The sequence below is a fragment of the Streptomyces sp. NPDC059398 genome, assembly GCF_042751845.1.
Classification (GTDB): Bacteria; Actinomycetota; Actinomycetes; order Streptomycetales; family Streptomycetaceae; genus Streptomyces.
In genome coordinates, this window is sequence record NZ_JBHYWP010000007.1 from 1 (window position 1) to 19622 (window position 19622).

General features: G+C 70.7%; 17 protein-coding genes. 11 read left to right on the forward strand and 6 right to left on the reverse strand.

Annotated elements, in window-relative coordinates; translation table 11 throughout:
* Positions 1-123 precede the first annotated feature (123 nt).
* A complete protein-coding gene (locus ACFXBC_RS04440; RefSeq protein WP_385018765.1) occupies positions 124-747 on the forward strand; it encodes a TetR/AcrR family transcriptional regulator in 624 nt (207 codons plus the stop codon).
* Here ACFXBC_RS04440 and ACFXBC_RS04445 read toward each other — a convergent pair.
* The 3 genes from ACFXBC_RS04445 to ACFXBC_RS04455 form a co-directional block, all read right to left on the reverse strand.
* The gene (locus tag ACFXBC_RS04445) at positions 707-1576 is read right to left on the reverse strand and encodes a MaoC family dehydratase (protein WP_385018571.1); all 870 of its coding nucleotides are present in this window, start codon (positions 1574-1576) and stop codon (positions 707-709) included. The two genes, ACFXBC_RS04440 and ACFXBC_RS04445, sit on opposite strands and share 41 nt — an antisense overlap.
* Positions 1577-1669: 93 nt before the next feature.
* Positions 1670-1918: a DUF397 domain-containing protein gene (locus ACFXBC_RS04450; protein WP_385018573.1), complete on the reverse strand. Its 249-nt coding sequence runs from the start codon at positions 1916-1918 to the stop codon at positions 1670-1672.
* Positions 1915-2784, reverse strand: a complete 870-nt coding sequence (locus ACFXBC_RS04455; protein ID WP_385018576.1) for a helix-turn-helix transcriptional regulator — start codon at positions 2782-2784, stop codon at positions 1915-1917. Before ACFXBC_RS04455 ends, ACFXBC_RS04450 begins: the two co-directional genes overlap by 4 nt.
* A gap of 124 nt (positions 2785-2908) precedes the next feature.
* Here ACFXBC_RS04455 and ACFXBC_RS04460 point away from each other — a divergent pair, with 124 nt between their 5' ends.
* The 5 genes from ACFXBC_RS04460 (at position 2909) to ACFXBC_RS04480 (ending at position 7432) form a co-directional block, all read left to right on the forward strand.
* Positions 2909-3382, forward strand: coding sequence for an ATP-binding protein (locus ACFXBC_RS04460; protein ID WP_385018578.1), 474 nt, complete (start codon positions 2909-2911; stop codon positions 3380-3382).
* Between the two features lie 223 nt (positions 3383-3605).
* A complete protein-coding gene (locus ACFXBC_RS04465) occupies positions 3606-4631 on the forward strand; it encodes an NlpC/P60 family protein (RefSeq protein WP_385018580.1) in 1026 nt (341 codons plus the stop codon).
* Positions 4632-4800: 169 nt separating this feature from the next.
* Positions 4801-5139: a hypothetical protein gene (locus ACFXBC_RS04470; protein ID WP_385018582.1), complete on the forward strand. Its 339-nt coding sequence runs from the start codon at positions 4801-4803 to the stop codon at positions 5137-5139.
* Positions 5136-6659 carry a C2 family cysteine protease gene (locus ACFXBC_RS04475; RefSeq protein ID WP_385018584.1) on the forward strand — a complete coding sequence of 508 codons (1524 nt, stop codon included), beginning with the start codon at positions 5136-5138 and terminating at the stop codon, positions 6657-6659. Before ACFXBC_RS04470 ends, ACFXBC_RS04475 begins: the two co-directional genes overlap by 4 nt.
* A complete protein-coding gene (locus ACFXBC_RS04480) occupies positions 6656-7432 on the forward strand; it encodes a hypothetical protein (protein WP_385018586.1) in 777 nt (258 codons plus the stop codon). The genes ACFXBC_RS04475 and ACFXBC_RS04480 overlap by 4 nt, the downstream gene beginning before the upstream one ends.
* Before the next feature lie 88 nt (positions 7433-7520).
* Here ACFXBC_RS04480 and ACFXBC_RS04485 read toward each other — a convergent pair whose 3' ends face one another.
* On the reverse strand, positions 7521-8921 hold the full coding sequence (locus ACFXBC_RS04485; protein ID WP_385018588.1) for a 3-oxoacyl-ACP reductase: 1401 nt from the start codon (positions 8919-8921) through the stop codon (positions 7521-7523).
* Between the two features lie 71 nt (positions 8922-8992).
* Between ACFXBC_RS04485 and ACFXBC_RS04490 the strand changes: the two genes are divergently transcribed.
* Both ACFXBC_RS04490 and ACFXBC_RS04495 read left to right on the forward strand, forming a co-directional pair.
* Positions 8993-10243, forward strand: coding sequence for an acetyl-CoA C-acetyltransferase (locus ACFXBC_RS04490; RefSeq protein WP_385018590.1), 1251 nt, complete (start codon positions 8993-8995; stop codon positions 10241-10243).
* Between the two features lie 216 nt (positions 10244-10459).
* A complete protein-coding gene (locus ACFXBC_RS04495; protein WP_385018592.1) occupies positions 10460-12349 on the forward strand; it encodes an AMP-dependent synthetase/ligase in 1890 nt (629 codons plus the stop codon).
* A 135-nt stretch (positions 12350-12484) separates the two neighbouring features.
* Here the strand turns inward: ACFXBC_RS04495 and ACFXBC_RS04500 are convergent, their stop codons facing one another.
* Positions 12485-12688 carry a cold-shock protein gene (locus tag ACFXBC_RS04500; RefSeq protein WP_008738468.1) on the reverse strand — a complete coding sequence of 68 codons (204 nt, stop codon included), beginning with the start codon at positions 12686-12688 and terminating at the stop codon, positions 12485-12487.
* Between the two features lie 376 nt (positions 12689-13064).
* On the opposite strand from ACFXBC_RS04500, the gene ACFXBC_RS04505 reads away from it, so the two are divergent.
* Both ACFXBC_RS04505 and ACFXBC_RS04510 read left to right on the forward strand, forming a co-directional pair.
* Positions 13065-13877: a menaquinone biosynthetic enzyme MqnA/MqnD family protein gene (locus ACFXBC_RS04505; RefSeq protein ID WP_385018767.1), complete on the forward strand. Its 813-nt coding sequence runs from the start codon at positions 13065-13067 to the stop codon at positions 13875-13877.
* A gap of 223 nt (positions 13878-14100) precedes the next feature.
* On the forward strand, positions 14101-18597 hold the full coding sequence (locus ACFXBC_RS04510) for an FtsK/SpoIIIE domain-containing protein (RefSeq protein ID WP_385018595.1): 4497 nt from the start codon (positions 14101-14103) through the stop codon (positions 18595-18597).
* A 169-nt stretch (positions 18598-18766) separates the two neighbouring features.
* On the opposite strand, the gene ACFXBC_RS04515 is transcribed toward ACFXBC_RS04510, so the two are convergent.
* On the reverse strand, positions 18767-19027 hold the full coding sequence (locus ACFXBC_RS04515; protein WP_328319006.1) for a WXG100 family type VII secretion target: 261 nt from the start codon (positions 19025-19027) through the stop codon (positions 18767-18769).
* A 322-nt stretch (positions 19028-19349) separates the two neighbouring features.
* On the opposite strand from ACFXBC_RS04515, the gene ACFXBC_RS04520 reads away from it, so the two are divergent.
* Positions 19350-19610 carry a WXG100 family type VII secretion target gene (locus ACFXBC_RS04520; RefSeq protein WP_385018597.1) on the forward strand — a complete coding sequence of 87 codons (261 nt, stop codon included), beginning with the start codon at positions 19350-19352 and terminating at the stop codon, positions 19608-19610.
* The last annotated feature ends 12 nt before the right edge of the window (positions 19611-19622 follow it).

Below are 19622 nucleotides of genomic sequence, written 5' to 3' on the forward strand. Positions count from 1 at the left end.
AGACAGCCCCTCCTCCGTACGACGGGGAGGGGCCGGAGCCGTACCCTTGCCAGGTGCGTACCAATCGGCTGGAGGGGCTCTGAGGTGAGTGCGGTCAAGGCGGTCAAGGCCAAGGCCAAGCGGATGCCGAGGGCGGTGCGCGAGCGGCAGATGATGGACGCCGCCGTGCGGACGTTCGGGCAGCGCGGCTACCGGGCCGCCTCGATGGACGAGATCGCCGAACTGGCGGGCGTGTCCAAGCCGCTGGTCTATCTCTACCTCAACTCCAAGGAAGAGCTCTTCACCGCGTGCATCCGCCGCGAGGCGCAGTCCCTGGTCGCCGCGGTACGGGCCGGGGTGGACCCCGACGACCCGGCGGACCGGCAGCTGTGGCGCGGTGTCGGGGCCTTCTTCGAGCACACCGCGGGACACCCGGACGGCTGGAACGTCCTGAACCACCAGGCGCGTACGCACGGGGAGCCGTTCGCCGCCGAAGTCGCCGCGATGCGCGACGAGATGGTGAACTTCGCGACGGGCCTGATCGCGGCGGCGGCCCGTGAGGCGCACCGCGACCCGGCCCTGCCCGACGGCGACGTGGCGGGCCTGGCCCAGGCGTTGGTGGGCGCCGCCGAATCCCTTGCCGGGTGGGCGAACGGCACGCCCGGGGTCTCGGCCAAGGAGGCCGCGTCGACGCTGATGAACTTCGCCTGGGCGGGCCTGGAGAACCTTATGAACGGGGAGCGCTGGGCGCCGTCACCACGCCCGTGAGGTGCACCCGTTCCGCCCCGGGCGCCCCACTGCGCACCTCGAAGCCGCCCGCCCCTGCGGCGTACGTGACGGTCCCCGGCAGCAGCACCGGGGCCCGGAACTCGATGCGTACATGCACGGCCTCCGGGGTCCCGGCCTCGGCCAGGCAGCGGGCGGCCGTCCACATGCCGTGCGCGATGGCCCGCGGGAAGCCGAAGAGCCTCGCGGTCAGCGGGTGGAGGTGGATCGGGTTGCGGTCACCCGAAGCGGCGCCGTACCGCCGGCCGAGCCCGGCGGGCAGCTCCCAGGTGGCGGTGGCGCCCCCGTCGACGGGGCCCGGCCCGGGTGGGCCGGTACGGTCCACGGATCCGGCCGGGACGGCGTGCCGGGCCAGATAGGTGCTGCGGGACTCCCAGACCAGCTCTCCGCCGAGCCGTGCCCCGGTCACCATGACGACTTCGGTGCCGCGCCGGTGGGGTCGCAACTCCTCGGCGTACACAGTCAGTTCGGGTCGGCTGTCCAGCGGCAGGGCGCGCTGTTGAATGATCTCGATCCCGGTGTGGACGAGCCCGAGCACCGGCAGCGGGAAGGCGCGCGCCGTCATCAGCCGCATGGCCAGCGGGAAGCCGAGCACATGCGGATAGGTGAGGGGGAGCGGATCGGCTCGGTCGAACCCGCAGACCCGGGCGTACGAGGCGAGCCGCCCGGGATCGACCCGGACCCCGGGCCACACCAGCCGCCCCCCGGGCAGCCGCGCACCGGCCGCCACGCCCCGTTTGAAGGGCGAGGTCACCGCGCCACGCACCATGGAGGTCAGCAGGCCGGGAGGGCGCGTGAGGCGGTCACTCATGGTCCGGGCTCCCTGATCCGTAGGGTATTTACTCCGGAGTAAAGTTACCTGCGGGTCAGGTCCTGGTCGAGGCGTGCGTACGGGGCGGGTACGTCAGGCGTCGGTGCGGGCGTACGAGACGAACGCGGACCAGGAACCGGTGGCGACGGCGAGCTGCGGGCCGTCGGCGACCTTGGAGTCGCGGATGTGGATGGCGGTGGGGCATGCGGCGATTTCTACGCACTGGCCGCCTTCGCCGCTGCTGTAGCTGGACTTCTGCCAGTTGTAGGCGACTTCGAGGCAATCGCCTCCCGATCCGCCGCTGTAGCTGGACTTGAACCAAGTGAATATTTCGGTGTTCATCGATCTCCCAGCATTTTCTCGATCAGCGCCAGAGACTCCTGGGGCGTGAGTGCTTGGGCTCGGATCATCCCATAGCGATCAGCGAGTTCGCGCACCTCGCGCGCGTCGGTGATCAAGCGAGGGTGCCCTTGAACTTCCGTGTAGCCCAGTTGCTGTTCACGTCTGGTGGTCAGGAGATTGAATGCCCCCTCCATGGTGGGGTGTTGCTCGCAGTCGGTCGGCAGTACCTGGACCTCCACTGTTCGTAGACGGCCGAGGCGCACGATCTGGGATAGCTGTTGTCGATGCACGGTGCGGCCTCCGATGGTGCGTTGGAGTACCGCTTCCTCAAAGACGAAGCTGAAGGTCGGCGATGGCCAGTGTTCAAATACCTGCTGCCGGTAGAGCCGGTCAGCGACTCGCTTCTCGATGGTCTCCACGCTCAGCAGCGGGCGCTGCTGAGTGAAGATCGCCCTTGCGTAGTCCTCGGTCTGAAGCAGGCCGTGCACCACCTGATTGCCATAGTGCAGCAGCTCCACCGCCTCCGCCTCCAGCTTCGCGTAACCGCGATACCAGTCCGGATGCCGCGTCCGCGCCTTCTTCATCGCCTCCCGTACGTCCGGGATCGCCGCCCTCAGTACCCCGCGCGCCCCCAGCACCCCGTCCGCCTGATCCAGCCACTCCGGCTGCGGGGTCCGTACGCCCCGTTCCATCGCCGAGATCAGGTCGAGCCCGACGTGCGTGGCCGTGCCCAGTTCCTTCTGGCCGAGGCCGGCCAGCTCCCGGAACACCTTCACCTGTCTGCCGACCGCCCGGAACAGATGGGCCGTACCGTCCGCCTCTGCGGGCAATTCCGGGCGCGCTTCCCGGTCTGCGGAATCCGTCATCGTGTTACGGCCTTTCCGGTCACGGCCGACGTGCCGTACAGGGCGCCGTCCGAACCCGTACAGCTACGCAGCGTGCGTATGTCACTACTGGTCAGGATAGGCGGGAGCGGCCACGCTCAGTCACATGAATGCTGAAATCGCCTCTGCCGCAGCCGTGTTCGTCCAACGCTTCAGCTCCACCCGTCGCGGTGCGCGCCTCGCCCGCAGGCTCGCCGTGCACCAACTCGACCAGTGGGCCGTGCCGCACGCGAGCACCCAGTCCGGTGCGGTCGAACTCGTCGTGGCCGAACTCGCCGCGAACGCCGTGACGCACGGGCACGTGGCCGGGCGGGACTTCGAGCTGAGGCTCGTGCTGTTCGACGACGGCGCCGTGCGGGTGGAGGTGGCGGACACCAGGGGCGAGCGGCGGCCCCGACTGCACCTCGGGCCGCCCGGTGTGACCGAGGGCGGCTACGGGCTGCTGCTGGTGGAGGCGCTGGCCGATGCCTGGGGGGTGGCCGAGCGCAGTGTCGGCAAAGTGGTCTGGGCGCGGATCGGGGTGGGGCCGGGCAGTTCCGCGACGGGCGGTCAAGTCGCCACTACGCGCAGTGTGTTGTGAGTAAAGAAGTGGGTCCTGTGCCGATTTTCTGACCGTTTTCCGGCCGTGCAGATTGGCATGGTCACAGGATGGTCACTAGGTTGACTCTCGAACCTTCGCACGGTTGATCACCCATCCGGGGTGGCGGCGAAGGCACCGCCGCGTCCGTGATGAGCACGGAGCCGGGGATTCATTTCCCCCCACAGCCCGGTAGGCGGCTCTGAGGAAGAAGGAGCCCGCCTCCGTGGCGTCCCACCGTCGTCCCAAGCAGCCGAGCCGTACCCGCGTGACCGTGCTCACCGCGACCGCCGCTGCCGCCGTGGCCCTGTCCTCCCAGGCCGCCCAGGCCGATCCCAAGCCGAGCAAGAGCGAGGTGAAGGCGAAGGTCGACAAGCTCTACGACGAGGCGGAGGTGGCCACCGAGCACTACAACGCGGCCAAGGAGCAGCAGCAGAAGCTGGAGAAGCAGACCGGCGAGCTCCAGGACAGGGTGGCCCGGGGGCAGCAGGAGCTCAACACACTCCGGGCCGGGCTCGGTTCGATCGCCGCCTCGCAGTACCGCGACGGAGGGATCGACCCCTCGGTGCAGCTCTTCCTCGACTCCGACCCGGACAGCTTCCTCGACCGGGCCTCCGCACTCGACCAGCTGACGGCCCGCCAGGCCGAGTCGCTGACGAAGATCCAGAAGAAGCAGCGCCTGCTCGCGCAGCAGCGCAAGGAGGCCCAGGGCAAGCTGAGCGACCTCTCGGCCGTCCGCAAGACGCTCGGCGAGCGGAAACAGCAGCAGCAGGTCAAGCTCGCCGAGGCGCGGAAGGTGCTCAACACCCTGACCGTCGCCGAGCGGGCGAAGATGCGCGAGGACGACACGCGGGCCAGCCGCTCAGCCGGTGAGCGGGTCGAACTCGGCCACGAGGCCCCCGCGTCGGCCCTCGGCGCCGCCGCCCTCCAGGCCGCCGCGACCAGGGTGGGCAAGCCGTACGTACGCAGCGCCACCGGCCCCAACGCCTTCGACTGCTCGGGCCTGACCCAGTGGTCGTACGCCCAGGCCGGCGCCCAGATCACCCGCACCACGTTCACCCAGATCAACGAGGGCACCCGCATCGCGCGCAGCCAGCTGAAACCGGGCGACCTGGTCTTCTTCAACAACACCCAGCACGTGGGGCTCTACGCGGGGAACAACACCGTGCTCCACGCGCCGTACCCGGGCGCCTACGTCCGCTACGAGTCGATGAACACCATCGGGTCCTTCCAGGCCGCGGTGCGTATCTGACCGGGGCCTGAGCCTGGGCGGCTCCGGCCGACCCGTGGGCCCCGGCTCCCTGCTCCGCGTGAGGTCCGGCAGTGCCTGTGAGCTCCCCCTTGTTCCCAAGTCCCGCGGTCGAGGGGGGTGTTAGCCTGGCCAGCCGCTCTGGGAGGTCCATGGGCAAGGGGGATGCACAGTGGCACGACCGGACGATCCGGCTGGGGAGACGCCGGAGCAGCTGAAGAAGCGTGCCGGTGATCTGCGGGCCTGCGCGCGCAAGGCCCGTTCGCTCGCCAAGAAGCTCGGACCCCATCTCGACGGCGCAGCGAAGAAGGCCCGGCAGACCGATCCGCCGGTCTGGCGCGGGCCGTTCGCCGCGCAGTCGACGCGGCAGATCGTGAACCGCAGGGGCACGCTGAGGCAGATGGCGTCCGCGCTCATGAACGACGCCGGCCGCTGGGACACCGAGGCGGACCGGCTCGACGATCAGGCGAAGACCGCGTCGGCCAAGCGGAAGACGGGACCGGGGCATTGACCGAGTTCCGTGGCTTCGACAGCGCCGAGATACGCTCCCTCGCTTCCAGTCTGCGCAGACTGGGTGGGGACGCCCGCGGTCTGCACCGGGACGTGGCCTCCGTCCTCACCGAGGCGGCCCAGCTCATGAAGGGCAAACCGGCCACCACGGACCCGCTCCTGGAGCCGCTGGTGGGGCAGGTCTTCTTCATGCCGTCGCTCTTCGGCGGCGGCCCCACACAGATGCCGGGAGTGCTCGACGGCGAACTCGGCGACATGGCCGACTCGATGGACCGCCGCAGCAAGCAGCTCGACGAGTGCAAGGTCCTGATCGACCACGGCTACGCGGTCGATCCGGCTCTGCTCTTCGCGGACGAGGCCCCCGCCGATGAGCAGCACATCAAGGACGCGCTGAAGCAGCTGAAGGACCTCGAAGGCAAGGATTTCGGCACCAACGGCAACCGCGACGACCTGAAGAAGGTCGAGAGCATGCTGGACGGGATGACCTCCGCCGAGCTGGACGCCTTCTTCGACCAGGCTTCCGCAGCTGATCTGAAGCGCTACAACGACCTGATCAACGACACGGACGACAGCGGCTGGAAGTGGTGGGACGAGAACGGCCTGCCCGAGGGCGAGCGCCGTGACCATCTCAGCGGGATCCTGGCGAAGCTCGGCCCCGCACACTGGGCCAAGGCCCAGGCGGCCTTTCCCGGAACGCAACCGGGATTCGACACGACGGACGCCTACCTGGACGGCAAGAATTCCCAGTCCGGTGCGGATGCCAAGGGAATGCACTGGGGTGTGCCGTCCGATCCGTTGTTCGCCCCCGGATCGGACGGCAAGGACATCACCGCGGCCGACATCAACCAGGGCCGGTTCGGCGACTGCTGGTACATCGCGTCGCTCACGTCGACGGCCCAGGTGAACCCGCAATTCATCCGTGACGGGATCAAACAGAATCCCAATGGGACCGTCAATGTCCGCATCTGGGACAAGGACGGCAATCAGAGATGGGTCACCGTCACCCCGGACGTACCGCTCGACAAGGACGGCACCCCCATGACGGCTCACGCCAAGGGAGCCATGTGGCCCGCCTATTACGAGAAGGCCTTCGCCCTCGTCTACGGTGACGACGACGGCGGTGCGCCCGACGGCCACGAGGGCGACAAGCGCTACGACCGCACCGAGCACGGGTCGTACGGGGCGATCGAGTGGGACTACAACGAGAAGGCCCCTCCCTATGTCACCGGTCACGATTCCCAGGGCATCGACAACGACGTCGACTCCGTACGGAACAGTTTCGAATCCGGACACCCGGTCATCGTCAGCACGGGCAGCGGGGACGATGTGAACAAGAAGGGCCAGGGCAAATGGGGAACGACGTTCTCCACCCGGCACGTGTACTTCGTCAAGGGGTTCAGGGGCGGCAAGATCGTCCTCGGTAACCCGTGGGGCCCGCCCAACAAGGACATCGAGGCCACGCCCGACGAGTACCAGGAGTTCTTCAACAATCCGCAGGCTCTGGAGGTGCCCACGTCATGAAGGCTGTCCGATCCGCCGCGGCCTGCGGTTGTGTGCTGCTCGCCGTGGGCTGTGGTGCGTCGTCCGGGAAGCAGGCCGCTTCCTCGCCGTCCCCCAGTGCTTCCGCGACGCGTCCCGTACCCCCCGCCGACAAGGGCCCGGTGTGCGCCGGGGACGCGGCGGCGAAGGGGCTCCATGTGCTGCGCGGCGGCTCCGCCGAGCTGCCCGGTGGCGGGGGGACCGTGTCGTACAAGGAGGCGCGGGCGGACGGCTCGGCCCGTACCGCGGTGCTGACCGGCGGGGCGGGGGCCGGTGGGCAGGGGACCGGTGGGTCGGGAGCCGGTTCCGGGGCGCGGACCGTGAAGCCCGGCCAGGACGTCACTCTGGGCGGCGCCGCATTCACGGTGGCGCAGATCTGCACGTACCGCGTCGTACTCACACCGAAGGGCCAGAAGCACGTGACCGAACCACCGCAGCCCAGCTCCGCGGCCACCTGGCCGTCCCTGACCGAGGGGCGTTTCCGCCTCAGGTGGCACGTGCCGGACAACGAGTACAGCGGGCAGTACAGCGCCGTGGTGACGGAGATCAACCCCGGTCCGCGCGCCGACATCGGCATTTCCAGCCGGGACGGCGGGGACGCCGCCTACCGGGACGCCCGCGTGGGCGACACCCTGGAATTCGCCGGGCGGCTGTGGAAGGTGGCGGCCATCGAGACCGGGGACGGCAGCCCGGCCGAGAGCAACCCGCACTCCGGGTGGGTGGACCTCCAGCTGGTCGGTCCTGCGGGAGGCTGATCCCTCCCCCTGGCTCCCTCGCCGCGGCTGCACGGCCCAAGGCTCCCGCGTTCCGGTCCCTCCGGCATGCGCTCCCCGCTGTGCCCCCTCACGCCCCCAGCAGGCTCTGTCCGCAGACCCGTACGACCTGGCCGTTCACGCCGCCCGACGCGGGGTGGGCGAACCAGGCCGTCGTCTCCGCGACGTCCACCGGGAGGCCGCCCTGGCCCAGGGAGTTCATCCGGCGGCCCGCCTCGCGGATGAAGAGCGGGACCGCGGCCGTCATCTTCGTCTCGATGAAGCCGGGCGCCACCGCGTTGAGCGTGATGCCCTGTTCCGCGAGCCGGGGGGCCAGCGTCCGTACCAGGCCGATGATGCCCGCCTTGCTGGCCGCGTAGTTGGTCTGGCCGGTGTTCCCCGCGATCCCGGCGATCGACGCGGTGGCGACGATCCGGCCGCCCGGCCGCAGCGCGTCCGCCGCGAGCAGGGCGTCCGTGGTCCGCAGCACGCTGTCCAGGTTCACGTCCAGCACGCTCGCCCAGCGGTCGGTCGCCATGTTGGCGAGGCGGCGGTCGCGGGTGATGCCCGCGTTGTGGACCAGGATGTCCAGACCGCCCGGGACCGCGGCGGCGATCCGCTCCGCCGCGTCGGGCGCGGTGATGTCCAGCGGGAGCGCGGTCGCCCCGAGCGAGTCCGCCGTACGCGCCAACTCGTCCCGGGACTGCGGGACATCGAGGCAGACCAGCCGTGCCCCGTCCCGGGCGAGGGTCGCCGCCACCGAGGCGCCGATACCGCGTGCGGAGCCGGTGACCAGCGCCGTGCGCCCGGCGAGCGGCAGCTCCCAGCTCTCCGGGGCGGTGGTCGCCGCATCCGGTCCGGCCGCGCCGATCTCGATGACCTGCCCGCTCACGTACGCGGACTTCGGCGACAGCAGGAACCGCAGCGTCGACTCGGCCGCCGCCGCGGAGACCGTCCTGACCAGCTGGACCGTGCGGCCCCGGCCGATCTCCTTGCCCAGCGAGCGCACGAAGCCCTCCAGGGCCTGCTGCGCGGCCGCCTGGTGGTGGTCGTCGCCGGAGAGCGGCGCGCCCAGCACCACGACCCGGCCGCCCGGCGCGAGGGACCGTACGACGGGGTGCAGCGCGCCGTGCACCTCCGCGAGGGCGGCCACCGTGGTGACACCGGTCGCGTCGACCACTACGGCGGCCGGGCGTTCGCCCTCCGCCACGGTTCCGGAAGGCCCGGCGGTCCCGGAAGCCCGGGAGGTCGCGGACGCCCTGGCGGTCCCGGCCGTCCCGGAGGCCCCGGCGGCCTCCAGTCCGGTGCGGGCGAGTATGTCGGTGAGGCCCGCCAGACCCGGCACGCCCGCCGTCCGGTGCAGCAAGGTGCCGTCCAGGCGCGGGTGTTCGGGCGACCAGCGGCGCAGCTGCGCCGGTTGCGGCAGCCCGAGCCGCCCCGTCAGGAAACGGCCGGGCGCTGTGCCGGTGAAGTGCAGATAGCGATCGGCCATTGTCCAGGCTCCTTGCGGCATCGTAGATTTACTGTTGAGTAAGGTTACTCAAGAGTCAGGAGCTGGTCGAGATGGTGCCCCTCAAGGTCGCTGTGATCGGAGGCAACCGCCTCCCCTTCGCGCGCTCGGACGGCCCGTACGCCACCGTGTCCAACCAGGCCATGCTGACGGCGGCGCTGGACGGACTCGTCGAGCGCTTCGGCCTGGAGGGCGAGCGGATCGGCGAGTTCGCCGCGGGCGCGGTCCTCAAGCACAGCCGCGACTTCAACCTCGCCCGGGAGACCGTGCTCGGCTCACGCCTCGACCCGCGCACACCCGCGTACGACATCCAGCAGGCGTGCGGTACGGGCCTCCAGGCCGTCATCGCCACCGCCAACAAGATCGCGCTCGGCGCCATCGACTCGGCGGTCGCCGGTGGTTCGGACACCGCGAGCGACGCGCCCATCGGCGTCAACGACCAGCTGCGGAAGATCCTCCTGGAGGCGCGCAGAGCCCCCTCAACGGCCGGGCGGCTCAAGGCACTCGCCCGTATCCGCCCCGGCCATCTCGTCCCCGACATCCCGCGCAACGCCGAGCCCCGTACCGGGCTCTCGATGGGGGAGCACGCGGCGCGCACCGCGCGCGAATGGGAGATCGGCCGCGCCGATCAGGACGCGCTGGCCGCCGCCAGCCACCAGCGGCTCGCAGCCGCGTACGAACGGGGCTTCTTCCAGGACCTGGTCACCCCCTTCCACGGCCTGGACCGGGACCAGAACCTGCGCCCCGGCTCCACCGTCCAGAAACTCGCCACGCTGAAGCCGGTGTTCGGCAACGGGCAGCCCAACGCGACCATGACGGCGGGCAATTCGACCCCGCTCACCGACGGCGCGGCGACGGTGCTCCTGGCGAGCGAGGAGTGGGCGCGCGAACGGGGACTCGAACCGCTGGCGTATCTGACGCTGTACGAGACGGCGGCCGTCGACTACGTCAACGGTCCTGACGGGCTGCTGATGGCGCCCGCGTACGCCGTCCCGCGCCTGCTGGAGCGGGCCGGCCTCGCCCTGGACGACTTCGACCTCTTCGAGATCCACGAGGCGTTCGCGTCCCAGGTGCTCGCCACGCTGGCCGCCTGGGAGAAACAGGGACTTCCCCCGGTCGACCGTACGAAGCTCAACGTCGCGGGCTCCTCGCTCGCCACCGGCCACCCCTTCGCGGCGACCGGAGCCCGCATCGTCGCCACCCTGGCCAAGCTGCTCGCGGAGCGGGAGGCTCCGGGGCGGGGGCTGATCTCCCTCTGCGCGGCGGGCGGGCAGGGCGTGGCGGCGGTACTCGAACGCCCCTGAGCGGTCGCCGGTGACCGGTGCACCACGCCCCCCTGACCGGTCGGACGCACCACGCCCCCTGACCGGTCGGACGCACCACGCCCCCTGACCGGTCGGACGCACCCCCCGACGTACCGGACGGCCGGCCTGCCCGACGTACCAGGACGGCCGCCCCGACATACCAGCCGACCTCACGCACCACGCCCACCTGACGTACCAGGACATGAGGAGCCGCATGTGACCGTGTCAGAGTCCGTACAGCAGCTGGAACCGCGGAAGCGGCGGGTGGACGGAGTGGTGCGGGAGGTCTCCGTACCACCGCTGGTCCGGCCCGTCGCCTGCGGTTCGCTCGCCGACATCCCCTTCGACAACGCCCACCAGGCACCCGACGAGCCGGTCCTCAGCCGGAAGCAGCCCGACGGCCGCTGGGCCGATGTGTCCGCCATGGAGTTCGCCGTCGAGGTGCAGGCCGTCGCCAAGGGGCTGATCGCGTCGGGCCTGGCGGCGGGCGACCGCCTCGCGATCATGGCCAGGACCACCTACGAGTGGACGCTCCTGGACTTCGCCTCCTGGGCGGCCGGTCTCGTCACCGTCCCGGTCTACCCCACGTCCTCCGCCTTCCAGGCCCGCTGGATCCTCCAGGACTCCGGCGCGGTCGCCTGCGCCGTCGAGAACAAGGAGCAGGCCCGGCTGGTCAGCGTCGAGCGCCGCCAGCTGCCCGCCCTGGCCCACCTCTGGGAGTTCGACACCGGCGCGATCCGCATCCTGAAGGACGCCGGCCGGGACGTCCCCGACGAGGCGGTGGCCGAACGCCGCTCCCGCCGCACGCCGTCCTCCGCCGCCACCCTGATCTACACCTCGGGCACCACGGGCCGCCCCAAGGGCTGCGTTCTCACCCACGCCAACTTCTTCGCCGAGGTGGACAACGCGGTCGAGCTGCTCCACCCGGTCTTCAGATCGGTGAGCAAGGACCCCGCTTCGACCCTGCTCTTCCTGCCGCTCTCGCATGTCTTCGGGCGGATGGTGGCGATCGGCTGTATGCGGGCCCGGGTGCGCCTCGGGCACGCCCCCAGCATCAGCACCGACGACCTCCTCGCCGACCTCGCCGGATTCCGTCCGACGTTCCTGCTGGCGATCCCGTACGTCCTGGAGAAGGTCTACAACACCGGCCGCGCCACCGCCGAGAAGATGGGCCGGGCCGCGTCCTTCGACCGCGCCGCGCGGATCGCTCGGCGGTACGGGGAGGCGCTGGAGGCCGCCGAGCACGGCACCGGGTCCGGACCCGGCCCCGGGCTGCGGCTGGCGCACGCCGTGTACGACCCGCTGGTCTACCGGCGGATCCGGGCGGCGCTCGGCGGCCGGGTGCGGTACGCGATCTGCGGCGGCTCACCGCTCGGCCGGCGGCTCGCGGCGTTCTACGCGGGCGCCGGGATCCAGATCTTCGAGGGGTACGGCCTCACCGAGACGACCGCGGCGGCGACGGTCACCCCGCCGCTGCGGCCCCGGCTCGGCACGGTCGGCTGGCCGCTGCCCGGCACCGCGGTCCGGATCGCGGACGACGGCGAGGTGCTGCTCAGCGGCGGCCAGGTCTTCGGCGGCTACTGGGACGGGCAGCGCGGCGAGCCCGCCGGGAACGCCGCCGGCCAGTGGTTCGCCACGGGCGACGTGGGCGAGCTGGACGAGGACGGCTACCTCACGATCACCGGCCGCAAGAAGGACCTCATCATCACATCGGGCGGCAAGAACGTGGCGCCCGCGCCCCTGGAGGACTGGCTGCGGGCACACCCGCTGGTCGGCCAGTGCATGGTGGTCGGTGACAACCGCAGCTATGTCACCGCGCTGATCACCCTGGAGCCGGACGGCCTGGCGCACTGGCGGCAGATGCGGAAGAAGACGGGGGTCCCGATGCGGGAACTGGTCGTGGACGAGGAGCTGCGCGCGGCCCTGCAACGCGCGGTCGACGAGGCGAACCGGCTGGTGTCGCGGGCCGAGTCGATCCGGAAGTTCACGGTGCTCCCGGTGGACTTCACCGAGGAGAGCGGGCATCTGACGCCCTCGCTGAAGCTGAAGCGGGCGGCGATAGCCAAGGACTTCGCGGAGCAGATCGAGGAGCTGTACCGGCGGTAGGCCCCCTGGTCCGGGCCTCTCGTCCCGGTGCTGCGGCACGGGCACAGAGGCAGGAGCCCCTTCCGGTACGCGAACGTACCGGAAGGGGCTCCTTGGGTGGTGCTATCCCGACCGCGATCCGATCGGCCCGGGCAACTAGGCCGGGGTGACGTTCTCCGCCTGCGGACCCTTCGGGCCCTGCGTGACGTCGAAGTTCACGAGCTGGTTCTCCTCAAGCGAGCGGAAACCAGACGCGTTGATCGCGGAATAGTGGACGAAGACATCCGGGCCGCCGCCGTCCTGGGCGATGAAGCCGAAGCCCTTTTCAGCGTTGAACCACTTGACGGTTCCGGTAGCCATAAGCCCTCCTTGGGCCAAAGGGTTGCCCTGCTCCAGAACCTGCTAAGAAGTCTGAAAACTACAAAAGCCTGCGGGTCACATGCTCCGCAGGCTCTGTACTGCAAGGGAAACCAAACTGCAACTTGCGGCGAGCCTAGCACGCGCCCGCGCGCACGCGGTAGAGGTGAAGATCACTTCACCCGGACGTTTGGCCGCAGTGCGTCGCGCTGACGGACCACCCTGCGTTTTCCAGCGTACAACGCGGGTCTAGCCTCACGATGTGGACAATTCATACGCCGAACAGGCCACCGCACCCGCCGCCGGACACGCCGCAGGGAACGCCCAGGACCACGCCGCCGCAGCCGACCACCGTCGCGCCCGGCCCCGCGTCGGTCACATCCAGTTCCTGAACTGTCTCCCGCTCTACTGGGGGCTGGCCCGCACCGGCACCCTGCTGGACCTGGAGCTGACCAAGGACACCCCCGAGAAGCTCAGCGAGCAGCTGGTGCGGGGCGACCTCGACATCGCGCCCGTCACCCTCGTCGAGTTCCTGAAGAACGCCGACGACCTGGTGGCCTTCCCCGACCTGGCGGTCGGCTGCGACGGCCCCGTGATGTCCTGCGTGATCGTCTCCAAGAAGCCGCTGGAGCAGCTCGACGGCGCCCGCGTCGCACTCGGCTCCACCTCACGCACCTCCGTACGGCTCGCACAGCTCCTGCTCGCCGAGCGGTACGAGGTCACCCCCGACTACTACCGCTGCCCGCCCGACCTGGGCGTGATGATGCAGGAGGCCGACGCCGCCGTCCTCATCGGCGACGCCGCACTGCGCGCCGCGCTGCACGACGCCCCCAAGCTCGGCCTCCAGGTCCACGACCTGGGCCAGATGTGGAAGGAGTGGACGGGCCTGCCGTTCGTCTTCGCGGTCTGGGCGGCCCGCAAGGACTACGCCGCCCGCGAGCCCGAGGTCGTGAAGGCGGTCCACGAGGCGTTCCTGTCCTCCCGCGACGTCTCGCTGGAGGAGGTCACCAAGGTCGCCGAGCAGGCATCGCACTGGGAGGTCTTCGACGCGGAGCTGCTTGAGCGCTACTTCACGACGCTGGACTTCCGCTTCGGGCCCGACCAGCTGAAGGGCGTCAGGGAGTTCGCCCGCCGGGTCGGCGCCACGACGGGCTTCCCGTCGGACGTGCATGTCGAACTGCTGGGGTCCTGAGGGGGGTTGCGGAAGCCGGGCCCGGTGCGAGGAGACACGGGAGGCCACCGGGCCCGCCTTCCTCCCCGAACCGCCCGGCCGTGCCGCACCCGCGCGGTGCCCGGTGCCGTACGGGCATGTGTTCCTGCCCGCGTTCGCAAGCATTAGCCTCAGTGAACCCATAGGACGAGCGCGACACCCAGGGCCGGCGGACCACCCGGGGCCGGCAGGGAGGGACACGACCATGCGAGTGCTGGTGACAGTCGTACGGGAGGGGGAGGAGCCGCAGGACGTCCTGGTCAACACGGACGACGCGGCCACCGCCGGCGACGTGGCGGAGGTACTCGCGGCCACGCGGGGAGCCCAGCAGCGGCAGCCGCACGAAGCGGTCCCCTCCGTCGTCGTACCCATGCCGGGCACGACCCTCGACCCCCGCTACAGCTACGCGGACCAGGCACCGGCCGCCCCCACCCTCTGGGCCGACGGCCACCGCTGCGATCCGCGCACCCCGGTGGGCTCCGTGCTGCGCGACGGCATGCGGGTCTCCGTCGACGACTCCATCGGACCGCTGCTGCGCCGGGGCGAGCCGGTCGGCCGCTACGAGGTACGGGTCGCCGCCGGAGCCTCATCCGGCCGGGTGGTCCGGCTGGCCGCCGGGTCCGCGACCATCGGCTCCGCCCCGACCTGCACCCTCGCCGTCGCGGACGGACAACTCCCGCCGCTGGCGGCCAGGTTGGCCGTCGACGTACAGGGCAGGGCCACCATCACGCCCCAGGCCGGCGTGGCTGTCCAGCTGGACGACGTTCCCGTCACCGCCGAACAGGACTGGCCGCTCGGAGGAGTCGTCCGTATCGGCGACTCGCTCCTCATACTCGACGAGGTCGGCGAACCGGACGCCCACCTCTCCGACACCGGCGAAGGCGGCCTCGCGTACAACCGGCCCCCGCGCCTCTCGCCGCTCAGGCCCCGCGCCCGGATCGTCGTCCCCGCGCCGCCGTCCAAGGGCGAACGCGCGCGCTTCCAGCTGATCGCGGCGTTCATGCCGCTGCTCTTCGGCCTCGCCATGTACTTCGTCACCAAGCAGATCTACATGCTGATGTTCTGCCTGATGAGCCCTGTGATGATGCTCGGCCAGTGGATCAGCGACAACCGCGAGGGCAAGAAGAAGAACAAGACATCGGCCAAGCAGTACAAGAAGGACGTCGCCGCGTACGAGGCCGAGCTGGCCAGGGCGGCCAAGGACGAGCAGAACAGACTGCGCGCCCAGAACCCCGACCCGGCCGAGATCCTGCTCTTCGCCACCGGCCCCCGCCGCAGGCTCTGGGAGCGGCGCCTCACCGACCTGGACGTCCTCAGGCTGCGGATCGGCGTCGGCACCGTACCGGCCGACATCGAGCTCGCCCTGGGGCGCGGCGACCACCAGGACGAGGCCCCGGAACCGCCCCGCATCCCGGACGTACCGATCACGCTGCCCTTCCCCGAGATCGGCGTCGTCGGCGTCGCGGGCGACCGGCCCCGCGCCCTCTCGTCGGCCCGCTGGCTCGCCGTACAGGCGGCAGTGCTGCACAGCCCGCGCGAACTCTCCCTGGTCGTCCTCTCATCGGCGCGGGACGCCGCCACCGAGTGGAACTGGGCGCACTGGATCCCGCACACCGCGCCCCAGCAGGGCCAGGACTGTCTGGCCCTCATCGGATCCGACTCCGAGGCCGTAGCCCGGCGGGTCAACGAACTGCTCAACGAGCTCGGCCGCCGCAAGGCCATCCGGGAGAACGCCGGCGGCATGGCGGGGGCGCTCGGCGCCGACCCGCACATCCTCCTCGTACTCGACGGCGCACGGTTGCTGCGCCGGATGGCCGGGGTGCCCCAACTCCTCCAGGAGGGGCCCGCGCTCGGCATCTTCGCGCTCTGCCTGGACGAGGACGAGCGGCTGCTCCCCGAGGAGTGCCGGGCCGTGGTCTGCTGGACCCCCGACTCCGCCGCACATGTGCGGCTGCGCGGCTCGGGCCTCGAACTGGCCGGTGAGGTACTGGCCGACCAGGTGGCCCCGGACTGGTGCGAGCTGCTGGCCCGTTCCCTCGCGCCGGTCCGTGACGTCAGCCGCGACGACGCCGACAGCGGTCTGCCCACCGCGGCCAGGCTGCTCAACCTCATCGGCATGCCCGACCCGACCGGCGACGACATCGAACGCGTCTGGCTGGCCGGCGGCTCCACGACGGCCGCCCCGATCGGTGTCGCGGCCGACGGGCCCTTCGTACTCGACATCCGGCGCGACGGACCGCACGCGCTCGTCGCGGGCACGACCGGCGCCGGCAAGTCCGAACTGCTCCAGACGATCATCGCCTCGCTCGCCGTCGCCAACCGGCCCGACGCCCTCAACTACGTCCTCATCGACTACAAGGGCGGCAGCGCCTTCATGGACTGCGCCCGCCTCCCGCACACCGTCGGCATGGTCAGCGACCTCGACGCGCATCTGACCGAGCGGGCCCTCGCCTCGCTCGCCGCCGAACTGCACCGCCGCGAGACGATCCTCTTCGACACCGGCACCAAGGACATCGAGGACTACAACGACACCCGCAGGCTCCGCCCGGAGCTCGAACCGATGCCCCGACTGGTGCTGGTCATCGACGAGTTCGCCTCGCTCGTCGCCGAACTGCCCGACTTCATCGCGGGGCTGGTCGACATCGCCAGGCGAGGCCGTTCGCTCGGGGTGCACCTGGTGCTCGCCACGCAGCGCCCGGCCGGTGTCGTCAGCGCCGACATCCGGGCCAACACCAACCTCCGGATCGCCCTGCGGGTGACCGACGGAGCCGAGTCGCAGGACGTCATCGACGCGGCGGACGCCGGAGCCATCGCCAAGTCGACGCCCGGCCGCGCCTATGTGCGCTCCGGGGCCCAGTCGCTGGTCGGCGTGCAGTCGGCCCGTATCGGAGGCCGCAGGCCCGCCACCGGCGGCAGCGGGCCCAAGGCGACACTCGCACCGCTCACCTGGCCGATGTACAGCCGGCCCGCGCCCAAGGGTTCGTCCGAGGCGGAGGACGACGGCACGATGGTCACCGACCTCGCCGTACTGGTCGACGCGGTCCGGGCCGGCTCCGAGAAGATGGGCTTCCCCGCCCCACGCAGCCCGTGGCTGCCGCCGCTCGCCGAACACGTCACCCTCGACGAACTGGCCGAATTCGACGGACCTGCCGATCTCCAGGACCCCTCAGGGGCGTACCGGGACGTTCCGCCGATCGGCTACGGACTCACCGACCTGCCCGCCCAGCAGGCCCGCAAGCCGCTCGCGGTCGACCTCGTCCACGGGGAGCACACACTCCTCGTGGGCGGCGCCAGGTCCGGCCGCTCCACGGCGCTGCGCACCCTGGGCGGAGCCATCGGCCGGGAGACCTCCCCGTACGACGTCCATGTGTACGCCATCGACTGCGGCTCCAACGCGCTGCTGCCGCTGGTGCGGATGCCGCACGTCGGGGCCGTCGTCAACCGCGACGAACCCGACCGGGTACGGCGGCTGATCGACCGGCTGCTCGGCGAGATCGCCAGGCGCCAGCAGATGCTCGCCATGGAGGGCGCGTCCAGCGCCGCCGAACAGCGGGCCGGGGCGGCACCCGAAGACCGGCTGCCCTGGATGGTGCTGCTGATCGACAGCTGGGAGGGGTTCGTCTCCACCTTCGAGAACTACAACTACGGCCAGCTCATCGAGCAGGCCCAGCGCATCTTCCGGGAGGGCTCGGCGGCCGGGGTCAAGGTGGTCATGACCGCCGACCGTTCCGGGCTCAGCGGCAATGTCGCGTCGGCCTTCGTCGACCGTCTCGTCATGCGCTTCGCCGACCCGAACGACTACGGCATGGCGGGGCTCCACGCGCGCGAGGTCCCGAAGAACATGCCACCGGGGCGCGCGCTGCGCATCACCGACACCGGCGTCGACGAGACCCAGATCGGCCTGCTCGACGCGGACCCCGCGGGCCAGGCGCAGGTCCGCAGGCTGCGGGAGATCGCCGAGACCGTACAGGCGCAGCACGGAAGGCTCCCGGCCGGCCGCGGCCCGATGCGGGTGGACGCCCTGCCCGCACGTATCACCGCGGAGCAGGCGATGGCCCTCGACCCGGAGGCGGCCCCGGCGTCGCCTCTGTGGGCGCTGCTCTGCGTGGGCGGGGACGAACTGCGGCCGATGGGCGTCGACCTGGTGGAGTCCGGACCCGGATTCGTCATCGCGGGCCCGCCGAAGTCGGGCCGCTCCAACGCCCTGGTCTGCGCGGCGGAGTCGCTGCTGGCCAGGGGCACGCCGCTGGTCCTCATCACCCCGCGCCGCTCGCCGCTGCGGGAGCTGGAGGGGCGGCCGGGTGTGCTGGGCCTGCTCAACGCGGAGCACGACGAGGACGACCTCAACGAGTTGCTGGAGCAAGCGCAGGGGCGTCCGTACGTGGTGGTCGTCGACGACGCGGAACTGCTCTACGACACCGAACTGGACGAGGCCCTGGAGACGGTCGTCAAGAAGGGCGCGGACGGCGACCACGGGCTGATCGCCGCAGGTACGACGGACTCGCTGTCCTCGCAGTACCGGGGCTTCGCCACGGAGTCCCGGAAGTCCCGCAACGGCCTGCTGCTGACCCCGCAGACCCCGCAGGAGGGCGAGCTCTTCAGCATCCGCCTGCCGTCGAACTCCGGCGCGGGACCCGTGGGCAGCGGTCTTCTGGTGGCGGGCGGCACGATGACACCGGTCCAGGGGGTGCTGCGGGGATGAGCCGGGGGCCCGGGACGACGGGATACCGGCCCGGCTGTGACGCGGGGCTGAGTCCGGGGTCGGGGGGCGGCTGAGCGCGGGGCCCGGGACAACAGGAAGCCGGGGCGGTCACCTCATCAGGTGTCCGCCCCGGCTTCCTGCGTACAGCCGGCCGTACAGCCGACCTCGATCAGGTGGCGCGCTCGATGTTGTCGGCGCTGGTGTTCGCCGACTTGTGGGCGTCGGCCAGCGTCTCGACCCACTTCTCGAAGGTGGGGCGGACGTTCTCCCAGTCACTGCGGAACCGGTCGGCCTTCGGGCCCTTCCAGTAGCCGGTGCTGCCGGACGTCGCCGTGTTCAGGCTCTTGATGAGCTTGTGAAGGTCAGTCGAGCTGTGCTGGAACTTCTTGGCCAAGTCCCGGAGTTGACTAAGATCTGCACCGCGATCCATCGCGATCCTCCCCGTTGTCACTGAGGTAAACGGACTATCCGTTTGCAACAGTGGACGCTACCGCACAGCGGCCAGTTCCCGTAAAGGGTCTTAGGGCTTCGGGGTGGCCGGAGTTGGGCGAATGCCATCCGGCGCGACGGATGGGAATTTTGTCCAGATTGGGTTGGAGTGGCGTCATAAAACGTAGTGCTGTCGGCACCACTCCGGGAGCGTGCGCAACAAGTCCGTACGCCGGGTAGTGCACGTCCTTGAACTGCGCTTTGCCCCCTCTTGGAGTCCGTCTATGCTTGTCGGCAGTCTGTGAGACAGCGGGGGAGCTGCAATGGGTAATCCGGACATCCAGGAACTAAATTCGCGCGCCGCGTCCCTGAGGTCGCTGGCCGACCACATCGATTCGCTGGTCGACTCGCCGCACACTCAGAGCACCACAGTGATGAAGACGTGGGCCGGGCCGAACGCCGACCATGTGCGTGGAAAGCTGAAGAGCTGGCGGACCACCTGCACCACGGTCGCGAAGTCGCTGCGCGAGGAGGCTCACAAGGCCTCGCAGTCCGCCAAGGACCTGCAGAATCCAAAAAAGTGAGCCGTGCGGCCG

Coding starts and splice junctions, on each gene's coding strand:
- ACFXBC_RS04510 (WP_385018595.1), top strand. CDS start 14,101: ATGCGAGTGCTGGTGACAGTCGTACGGGAGGGGGAGGAGCCGCAGGAC.
- ACFXBC_RS04520 (WP_385018597.1), top strand. CDS start 19,350: ATGGGTAATCCGGACATCCAGGAACTAAATTCGCGCGCCGCGTCCCTG.
- ACFXBC_RS04515 (WP_328319006.1), bottom strand. CDS start 19,027: ATGGATCGCGGTGCAGATCTTAGTCAACTCCGGGACTTGGCCAAGAAG.
- ACFXBC_RS04440 (WP_385018765.1), top strand. CDS start 124: ATGCCGAGGGCGGTGCGCGAGCGGCAGATGATGGACGCCGCCGTGCGG.
- ACFXBC_RS04450 (WP_385018573.1), bottom strand. CDS start 1,918: ATGAACACCGAAATATTCACTTGGTTCAAGTCCAGCTACAGCGGCGGA.
- ACFXBC_RS04485 (WP_385018588.1), bottom strand. CDS start 8,921: ATGGCCGATCGCTATCTGCACTTCACCGGCACAGCGCCCGGCCGTTTC.
- ACFXBC_RS04480 (WP_385018586.1), top strand. CDS start 6,656: ATGAAGGCTGTCCGATCCGCCGCGGCCTGCGGTTGTGTGCTGCTCGCC.
- ACFXBC_RS04455 (WP_385018576.1), bottom strand. CDS start 2,784: ATGACGGATTCCGCAGACCGGGAAGCGCGCCCGGAATTGCCCGCAGAG.
- ACFXBC_RS04460 (WP_385018578.1), top strand. CDS start 2,909: ATGAATGCTGAAATCGCCTCTGCCGCAGCCGTGTTCGTCCAACGCTTC.
- ACFXBC_RS04500 (WP_008738468.1), bottom strand. CDS start 12,688: ATGGCTACCGGAACCGTCAAGTGGTTCAACGCTGAAAAGGGCTTCGGC.
- ACFXBC_RS04490 (WP_385018590.1), top strand. CDS start 8,993: ATGGTGCCCCTCAAGGTCGCTGTGATCGGAGGCAACCGCCTCCCCTTC.
- ACFXBC_RS04445 (WP_385018571.1), bottom strand. CDS start 1,576: ATGAGTGACCGCCTCACGCGCCCTCCCGGCCTGCTGACCTCCATGGTG.